A 9,452-nucleotide genomic window follows, 5' to 3' on the forward strand; every position below is an offset into this window, starting at 1 on the left:
CGTTAGCACTAGTGTAATAGTTTAGAAACCATACCAAGTGTTTTCGTTTCCAATTCCAAGGATTATCTATTTTCCAGCGCTTAGAAATAGCGGATTGGATTGTCCTCGCTTGACGTAAATGACGAACTCGAGTGGCATCCGACCCGATCAGTACGCTCGCCAGGAACAACTCCATATCGATGGTTTTACTCATGTTCGACCACCGATATAAGCCGAAACAATATCTATACGGCCGTGCCCAAGTTCATAACTGATCTGTATTCGAGCCTCTTTATCGAGATGGCGCTCGAGTTGATAACATCTGCCATCATTGACTGGCGCGGGATGACGGGTGATTTGCTCATAGCGTTCGCACGCATAGGCTGCCCGCAACTCGTGGAAGCCTTTGAGATTGTGCTTATGAAGGATGTCCCTTGCGGGACGGGCGATTCCCTGTTGGAAATCGAGGTAGCGTTCGTTCGGTGAAAGCAGGTTGCGGCTACCGTCGGGCGAGACCTGTTTGGCAAACCTCAATGCATCACGAATATGCTCATCTACCATAATCCAGCGAGGCGCCGACGCGCCTGAGCGGCCGCCTTTGGTGCCATCCTGGATGTTAATCTTGCCGTATAGTTCGGCCTCACGTTTTAGACGCGGAAGGTCGGCCAATATGGCCTCTCGTAAGCGCATTCCGGTTGCTCGCGCCAGTTGCACGATGGCAGCAGCGCGTGGCAGTTGGTGTTCGCAAAGCGTATCGACGATTTGCTTCACCTGATAATGGTCTTGGCCTTTCGGTGCTACGGTGCGGACGCTGGTGCGCTGCTTTCCTATCGCTTTGCTCGGACTCGGCACCTTCACATATTGATCACCGCGAAGCGCGGCCATGGTCCGATTCACACTGGACAATTGGTTTTGCGCAGTGGCGATGGCGAGTTCGCCCTGTTCAACTTGCTGACGCAAATGCCCGGCGTAGTCCAGCAAGGTCTGCCGATCAATCTGCCGCGCATCGTTGAACCCCGGCCCATCCTCCGAACGACACCATCGCACAAACGCCTGCCACCGATCACTGTGCGCCCTGACCGTGCCGTAACGCCCGCCGCCAAACAGATCCCGCAATGCCTGCGGCCCGGCATAGCTCAACTGCCGACCGTAGCCAAAATTGCACCCATCTCGTTTACCGACCAACGCCATGATCAAACTCCTCTCGAAGCCAAAATCTTTGAGACCTTCCCCACGTCATCCCGCCACGAATGTTGAGTGTTATCAGGGATCAAGGCCCCTGCGACCTGTGAGGGTTGTCCACTAACGCGGGACTGGCGGCTCTTTACGACCGGGAGCTTGGGCATCTCATGATCTGGCCTCCTGAACACCGATAGCGGTGGGCGGGTGGAGGCTGCACTGGCTGACGAGACCGGCGCCGCGAGATCCTGAGTCAGGTGAAGGCAGTGATGCGATGACCGGGGCATGCCTGACTGTCAGTCAGGTGCAGTCCATTCCTTGGGCTGCGGCACCATCATCTGCATCGCTGTTGCTGGTGACTTCGGTGTTTGTCACGCCGATTGTCACGTGGGGGAATGCCGCAAAGCCTTGTACGAGGTGGGCTGCAGCAGTGGTAGGAGCGCCCGTCTCTTTCCGGGAGAAAGAGACGGGCGCAGGTTAGCGCACGGAATGGCCAAGCGGATAGGTTGCTGCAGGGCGGCTATGAAAGGGGGTGAGTTGCCGCAGTGGGCGCACTGGTAAAAGTAGGCATCCATCACATCGCTGTGACCGTGCGAGCCGCCGGACGCTAATCGCACTTTGGGAGAACCACCACGGTGTGGCGTAGCCTTAAAGGTTCTGGCTACCTGGGGTTGCTGTCAGCGACAGCGCTTTGCCCGATCTTTTCTACGCCTGTGGATAATTCGGGTCAAGGCTCGAATTTTTGGGAGTTCTGCGGTTGTGGATGAAATTATCCACCGGTGGAAATCTGTGGTTTTCCACAGATAGTTGCGTGGGCTTTAGATTTTTTAAGTGAGGTCCATCCAAACAGGGCGGCTTTGCAGCCCTGTTTGGATGGACCCGCGTGGACAGATCACTGAGATATGAAGACCGAGCGCTTACTCGGTTGCGCCACGTTTTGCTTTTAGGCGAGTGATGTTCGCTCCGGTCTGGTTCGCGAATTCGTTTGGAGTGACATGCTCCTGTCAATTGCGGGGGTAATGCACCTGCTTTGGGTGGAAACGGTCAGAGAGAGTTCTTAATCTGTGACTGGATGACATGGTGATCGGCACTGTGATCTCAAAAGGAGCATATCAATGAGACCGAATTTCTTTCTGGACGATGAAGATGAAGCCATCGCCAAGAGCTATTTCAAGAAGGTTAATAGCATTGGTTTTGTTTGTGTCGGTTTGGCGTTGACGATAATCACAATGCCTCATCCCGAGCGCGCTGCATGGTTTGTCTTCGCGGTAGCGATCATCTATGCGTTTAGCCACGGTGATGGTTACAGGAAGATTGTTGCCAGCTATTTGTTGCGTCATAAAGGATTCGGCGGTGGTATTCGTTTGGTGTTGAAAGTAGCTCTCTTCGTGTTGGGCACAAGTCTGTTGTCTGGGATTGGGCTTCAGATCTTGACGCCTGAGGTTTTAGGCATCCTCCCATAGCAGGACTGTCTCAGTGACCTGGGTGGCGGATTCAATCATTGATCCGCTTCACCTTCATCCGGGTAACATTCGCCCCAATCTGATTAGCGAACTCATGCGGAGTGACATGCTCTTCACGGTTGGCTTCCAGGTACCGGCTCCACCAGTTCATGATCAGCCTGCGCTCCTCGATGAACTCGGCCTTGTGGATGTAAGCGGCGCGGACGTTGTTGCGCTCCTTATGGCTCATCTGCCGTTCAATGGCTGTCTCCGACCACAATCCTGACTCGATCAGTGCGCTGCAGGCCATCGAGCGGAAGCCATGGCCACAGATTTCGGTTTTGGTGTCGTAACCCATATTTCGAAGCGCGCTGTTCACTGTGTTTTCAGACATGGGTTTCCAGGGCTTGGCATCGCCTGCAAACACCAGGTCGAATTTGCCGGTGAGGGCGTGGATCTGTTCAAGCAGAGTCACGGCTTGCGGCGATAAGGGTACAAGGTGGATGTCCCCGGCCATCTTTGTACCCCTTGTGGAAAAGGGCACTCCGTCCAATGCCGGACGAGTATCCGGTATCTCCCAGGTGCCACGCTTGAGGTCGAACTCGCTCCAGCGGGCGAAGCGCAGTTCGCTGGAGCGTACGAACACATGCAGCGAGAGCATGACCGTCAGACGGGTAAGTGCGCGGCCTTTGTAGGTGTCGATACGCTCCTGCAATTCAGGCAGACGCGATAAGGGTAGAGCGGGGCGGTGAACCACTCTAGGGGCTTTGATCAAGCCTTCAAGGTCGGAGGCAGGGTTTGCCGCGATCTGTCGAGCACGTTTCGCCTCGCGCATGATGCTTTGCAGGTAGTTTTGTACCCTTAACGCGACGTCAATCGTGCCACGCTTCTGGATTGCTTCCAGAGGTTGCATCAAGTCGTGAGTGTCTAAGTCGACAATAGCGCGATCACCGATTAGTGGAAAAACATGGGTTTTGAGACGGCTTAGGACCGTCTTGGCATGGCCCGGAGCCCATTTGGCAGACATCGCTTTGTGCCAGTCCAAGGCTGCGCTCTCAAAGGTTCGGCCTCGGATTGCGGCTTGCGTCTTGGCTTGGTGTTTGGACTCGATGGGGTCGATGCCTTCCGCCAGCATCCGCTTGACCTCCAGGCGCTTCTTGCGCGCATCGGCGAGGCCGACCACGGGGTAGTTGCCGAACGAGGTCAGTCCTTCACGACCATCAGGTTTTACATACCTGAATCGCCAGCCTTTGCGGCCATTGGGTTGGACTAAAAGGTAGAGGCCGTCGCCGTCGAAAAGCTTGTAGGCGCGGTCGGTGGGCTTGGCTGAACGGCAAGCCGAATCGGAGAGTGGGGCAGTGGTGCGCGACATAAGGGTACTCCTCCCTTTATCGAATGACCTTACCCCTATCTTTATCCTTAAAACGGCTGGTATCCATAAGATTTTGGCGGAATCCGACGGAACGCCAAAACGAAAAAACCCGCCATAAGGCGGGTTTTTCGGGGGTTCCAGAGATTTTGAAAGCCTTCTCTGGAACCTTGTATGGTGCCGGCACCAGGAGTCGAACCCGGGACCTACTGATTACAAGTCAGTTGCTCTACCAACTGAGCTATACCGGCGTGTTAGGGCGACGATTATAGCGATTGAAAAAGTTCTGTAAACCCCTGAAATCTGACTATTTTTGCGAAAACCCAAGTTTTCGCCCTTCGCCCTGCATTTACCCGCTGTTCCAGCAACAAATTGCCCCAATCAGCGCTCGTGCATGGCCTCTGCACGGGATTTGATGATCGGTTTGAGCAGGTAGCTCAAGATGCTCTTCTTGCCGGTGATGATGTCCACGGAGGCCACCATGCCGGGGATGATCAGCAGGGGTTTGTCGTCGGTGCCCAGGTGGCTGCGGTCGGTGCGCAGTTTGATGAGGTAGAAAGTGTTCTTCTTCTCTTCATCCATCACGGTGTCGGCGCCGATCTGTTCGAGTTTGCCTTTGAGGCCGCCGTAGATGGTGTAGTCGTAGGCGGTGAATTTGATCATCGCTTCCTGGCCAGGGTGCAGGAAGGCGATGTCTTGCGGGCGGATCTTGGCTTCTACCAGCAAGGTGTCGTCCAGCGGTACGACTTCGGCGATGTCGCTGCCGGGCTGGATGACGCCGCCCACGGTGTTGACCAGCATTTGCTTGACGATGCCACGCAGGGGCGAGGTGACCATGGTGCGGCTGACGCGGTCTTCCAGGCCTTTGGACGTGGCCTCGGCCTTGCTCAGGTTGGTGCGTGCTTCGTTCAACTGAGCCAACGCTTCGCTGCGGAATTTGCCGCGGGTCTCGTCGATTTTGCGCTGCACTTCGTTGATGGCGGCCTGGGCGCGGGGGATGGCCAGGGTGGTGCCGTCGAGCATGCCGCGGGTTTCCACTTCGGAGCGCTTGAGGCGCAGCACTTCTACCGGCGAGATCGCGCCTTGTTTTACCAGCGGTTCGGACATGCCGATCTCTTGGCGCAGCAGGTTCAGGCTGTTGCGGTATTGTTCCTGCTTGGAGGCGAACTCACGCTGTTCCTGCTGACGTTGCAGCAATTGTTGTTGCAGCCCGCCAATTTCATCGGACAGTTGCTGGCGTCGGCTCAGGTACAGCGACTCTTCGTTCGAGGCCTGGTTGGGCACCGCTTTGCGCGCTTCTTCGGTGATGTTCAGCGGGCGATTTTCGATCTCGGCGCTCAGGCGCTCAACACGCAGCTCCATGGCCACGCGGTCGGCTTCGGTTTCGCCGACGTTGGAGGCAAAGCGTGTGTCGTCCAGGCGTACCAGCGGCGCACCGGCCTCGACGATCTGCCCTTCGTGAACGTAGATCTGGGCGACGATGCCGCCTTCCAGGTTTTGGATCTTCTGGATGCGCGAGGAGGGGATCGCCTTGCCTTCGCCTTTGGTCACTTCATCGATGATCGCAAAGTGTGCCCACAGCAGCAGGAACACGAAGAAGCCGATCACGCCCCAAATGGTCAGGCGCACGATGCGCGGGGCGTCGTCGACCAGGGCTTTTTCGACTTCGGGCAAGGGCTGGTCTTCGAGCGAGTCGGTGCCCCTGAAATAGCCGAAGATGACGTCTTTCAAACGGCGTGAGCCGGAATTAAGCGACACTGATTTGCCCCTTTTTCAGCGCTTCCATAACGGCCGCTTTTGGACCGTCTGCGAGTATCTGGCCACGGTCGATCACCAGCAGGCGATCCACCAGGGTCAGCAGTGAGGCGCGGTGGGTAACCAGAATCACCGTCTTGTTTTCGATGACCGACTGCAAGCGCTGTTTCAGGCGCTCTTCGCCGGTGTTGTCCATGGCGCTGGTCGGTTCGTCCAGCAGCAGGATCGGTGGGTTCAACAGCAACGCACGGGCGAGGGCGACGTTTTGTCGCTGGCCGCCGGAGAGGTTTTGCCCGCGTTCGCCCACTTGCAGTTCGTAACCTTGCGGATGCAGCCTGGCAAATTCATGCACGCCGGCAAGTTCTGAGGCCTGTAGCACCATTTCATCATCCACGTAGCGCGCGCCCGAGACGAGGTTGTCGCGCAAGGTGCCGGCCAGCAGTTGGATGTCCTGTGCCACATAGCCGATGTTATGACGCAATTCGCTGACATCGATCTGGCGAATGTCCACGCCATCGACCAGCAACGAGCCCGAATCCGGCTGGTAAAGACCGACCAGCAGTTTGGCCAGCGAGCTTTTGCCCGAGCCGCTGCGCCCGATGATGCCGATTTTCTCGCCCGGCTTTACATTCAGGTTGATGCCGCGCAGCGCCAGGTTTTGTTGGTTCGGGTAGGTGAAGTCGACTTCGCGGAACGTCATCGCACCTTGCAGTGCCTTGCGGCTGAGCGGGCGTTCGTCGTAGTTGCGTTCTTGCGGCAACTCCATCATCTGGTCGACCGACACCATCGTCACCTTGGCTTGCTGGTAACGCGTCAGCAGGCCCGACAGTTGGGCCAGCGGGCCCAGTGCGCGGCCGCTGAGCATGTAGCAGGCGACGAGGCCGCCCATGCTGAGGGCGCCATCAATGATTTGGTATACGCCGAAAATGATCATCGCCACGCCGGCCACTTGCTGGATCAGCAAGGTGATGTTCATGGCCAGGCCGGACAACACTTTGACCCGCAGTTCCAGGCGGCTGAGGGTGCCAATGGTCTGTTCCCATTGATACTGGCGTTCGCTTTCTGCGTTATTGACCTTGACCGCATCGAGCCCGGCGAGGGTTTCGATCAGGCTCGACTGGCGCTCGGCGCCCAGGGCCATGGTGCGCTCCAGTGTCGCAGTCAGCGGTTTTTGCAGCATGTGGCCGATACCCAGGGCCAGCGGGAAGGCGATGATCGGGATCCACACCAGGTGGCCGCCGAGCATGGCGATCACCACCAGGATGATCAGGGTAAAGGGCAGGTCGATCAGGCTCGCGAGGGTCAGCGAGGTGAGGAAATCGCGCATCCCCTGGAATTCATGGATGTTCTGCGCAAAGCTGCCAACCCGTGCCGGGCGTACTTTCATCGCCATGCCCACGATGCGCTCGAACAGCGTCGCGGAAATGATCAGGTCGGTTTTTTTGCCCGCCAGGTCCAGGCATAAACTGCGCAGGCTCTTGAGCAGCAGGTCGAACAGGTAGGCGCCGCAGATACCAATAGCCAGCACCCACAGGGTCGAGGTGGCCTGGTTGGGGACTACGCGGTCGTACACGTTCATCACAAACAGCGGTGCGGCCAGGGCGATCAGGTTGATCACCAGGCTCGCGGCGATCGCGTCGGCGTAGAGCCAGCGCGAGCGCTTGAGGGTGTCTCGAAACCACGAGCGTGCACGCGGGATCAGCGTGCCGCTGGTGATGTCAAATTTATGCTGCGGTTGGGCGAAAAATACCCGACCGCTGTAATCTTGACTCAATACTTCACGGGTGATGTGCACTTCGCCGCCGTCGCTTTCGCTGAGCAGCAGGCGCGCCGTGTCACCTTCCCATCCCAACAGCACCGCGCTGCGCCCTTCCTTGAGCAGCAGCATGGCGGGCAGCGCGATGGACGGAATCTGTTCCAGCTTGCGTTGCAGCAACCGTCCCTGCAAACCCGCCCGAGCGGCTGCGCGCGGCAGCAACTCGGGGCTCAAACGCTGGGCCGCCAGTGGCAGCCCAGTGGTCAGCATCGCGCGGCTGGCGGGTTTGTAATGCAGTGAGCAGAGTGTCAACAACCCATCCAGCAGGGGGTCGTCATGCTGACTGCGCGGGTCATGGTTGAGTTGCGCCACACCTATTTCAGAATCCAAGCTGACTCTCACTTAATGCAGTTGAGTGGTCCAACTCCGTCAAGAATCAGTTCATCCCTGGCAGGTTTACCGACGGTTTAATATCGTTTTGCACAACCGATGCCATCGGAGCAACCACGCCCTGACTTTTCAGCAGTTGGCCCATATCAGCCTTGATTCGATACTGCGTATATAGCTGCAGGCTTTTGATCTCCGCCAGGCGCTGCTGCGCAGTGAACAGTTCATTCTCGCTGTCGAGCAAGTCGAGCAGTGTACGCTCACCGAGGCTGAACTGCTGCTGGTACGAGGTGCGCACTTTATTGCTGCGGTCTACGTATTGCTGCGCGATCGGCACCTGCTGGGTCGCGTTATTGTAGGCGTTCCACGCCAGGCCCAGCTCTTCGTTCAGCTGACGCAGGGCGTTGTTGCGGATATCCAGCGCCTGGGTGGCCTGGGAGGCCTTGGACTGCAGGTTGGCCTTGTCGCTGCCGCCGTTGAACAGGTTGAACTGCATGTTCAACATGGCGGAATAGCCATTGTCATGGCCTTCTTCGCCGCCGATGTTGTTGTTGGCCGAGCGTTGCAGTACCGCATCAAAGCGCGGGTAGAAGGTCGATTTAGCGGATTCGTACTGCTTTTCAGCGGCGCTGATATCCGACTCGGCAGAGCGCAATACCGGGCTGTCCGCAATCATCTGGCGACGGGCTTCATCCAGGCTGGCCGGCAGCAAGGTCACAACACCCGACGGCCTCTCCAGTTGGTCGGGCTCTTGGCCGACCACGCTCAAGTAGTTGGTGTTCGCGTCAGCCAGGTTGGTCTGTTCGGTGATCAAGTTGTTTTGAGCTTGAGCCAGACGGGCTTCGGCCTGGTCCATGTCCGCCATTCTTCCGACGCCACGGCTGGTGCGCAATTTGATCTGGTCAAAAATACGTTCGTGGCTTTTCAGGTTGTCTTCTGCCAATTGCACCATCTCGCGACGGGTCAAGACATCCAGATAAACCTGGGCGACCGTCAGGGCGGTGCGCTCGGTAGTGTTGAGCAGTGCATAGCCCCGGGAATTGGCGGTGGCTTGTTGGCGGCCTATTTCATTTTGGGTGCCAAAACCTTGGAACAGGTTTTGCTGCAGGCGAATGGTTGATTCGCCGCGGTTCAAGGTCTTCCATTCGTGGCTGTTGCTGGCTGCGCGGGTCGAGGTGTTATCCGAGCGTTCACGGCCATAACCGCCCAGCAAGTCGACTTTAGGCAGGTAGCCGCCTTTGGCTGCGTCGACTTGGTAGTCAGCAGCAATGCGTGCATTGACACCCGATTGGATCTCCGGATGGACTTCCACCGCTTTCTGCATCGCCTCCGTCAGGGTTTGAGCCTGTACGAAACTGGCGGCTAGAGCAAAAGGCAAAGCTTTGAATAAGTGCAAACGCATTGTGATTCTTCCCTGGGGATTGGTTGCCTGAAAAACCGCAACAAACTTGGATAGTGCATTGGAGTGGCAACCGAAATCACTGCTTGTCATGAGAGCTGGACGGTGCAAACAGAAAGTCGCGATGCCGCTTAAATATCAATGTGACATTACCGGGCAGATTGTTTAGGATGGCGTCAAATAGGT

The 9,452-nt window shown here is 57.1% G+C and carries 6 protein-coding genes and 1 tRNA gene; 1 reads left to right on the forward strand and 6 read right to left on the reverse strand.

The features are described from left to right. Nucleotides 1-189: 189 nt before the first annotated feature. The gene (locus J2Y83_RS00815) at nt 190-1,170 is read right to left on the reverse strand and encodes an integrase domain-containing protein (protein WP_253392664.1); all 981 of its coding nucleotides are present in this window, start codon (nt 1,168-1,170) and stop codon (nt 190-192) included. A 1,103-nt stretch (nt 1,171-2,273) separates the two neighbouring features. Here J2Y83_RS00815 and J2Y83_RS00820 point away from each other — a divergent pair. Beyond that, nucleotides 2,274-2,621, forward strand: a complete 348-nt coding sequence (locus tag J2Y83_RS00820; protein WP_041475665.1) for a hypothetical protein — start codon at nt 2,274-2,276, stop codon at nt 2,619-2,621. A 31-nt stretch (nt 2,622-2,652) separates the two neighbouring features. Here the strand turns inward: J2Y83_RS00820 and J2Y83_RS00825 are convergent, their stop codons facing one another. The 5 genes from J2Y83_RS00825 to J2Y83_RS00845 form a co-directional block, all read right to left on the reverse strand. Beyond that, nucleotides 2,653-3,972: a tyrosine-type recombinase/integrase gene (locus J2Y83_RS00825; RefSeq protein WP_253392666.1), complete on the reverse strand. Its 1,320-nt coding sequence runs from the start codon at nt 3,970-3,972 to the stop codon at nt 2,653-2,655. 172 nt (nt 3,973-4,144) lie between these two features. Then, nucleotides 4,145-4,220 (reverse strand) — tRNA-Thr (locus J2Y83_RS00830). Between the two features lie 130 nt (nt 4,221-4,350). After that, nucleotides 4,351-5,727: an HlyD family type I secretion periplasmic adaptor subunit gene (locus J2Y83_RS00835; protein ID WP_253392669.1), complete on the reverse strand. Its 1,377-nt coding sequence runs from the start codon at nt 5,725-5,727 to the stop codon at nt 4,351-4,353. After that, nucleotides 5,717-7,870 carry a type I secretion system permease/ATPase gene (locus tag J2Y83_RS00840; protein ID WP_253392671.1) on the reverse strand — a complete coding sequence of 718 codons (2,154 nt, stop codon included), beginning with the start codon at nt 7,868-7,870 and terminating at the stop codon, nt 5,717-5,719. The genes J2Y83_RS00835 and J2Y83_RS00840 overlap by 11 nt, the downstream gene beginning before the upstream one ends. Nucleotides 7,871-7,916: 46 nt before the next feature. Next, nucleotides 7,917-9,269, reverse strand: a complete 1,353-nt coding sequence (locus J2Y83_RS00845; protein ID WP_253392673.1) for a TolC family outer membrane protein — start codon at nt 9,267-9,269, stop codon at nt 7,917-7,919. Between the last annotated feature and the right edge of the window lie 183 nt (nt 9,270-9,452).

This window comes from Pseudomonas marginalis, assembly GCF_024169655.1.
GTDB lineage: Bacteria > Pseudomonadota > Gammaproteobacteria > Pseudomonadales > Pseudomonadaceae > Aquipseudomonas > Aquipseudomonas paraveronii.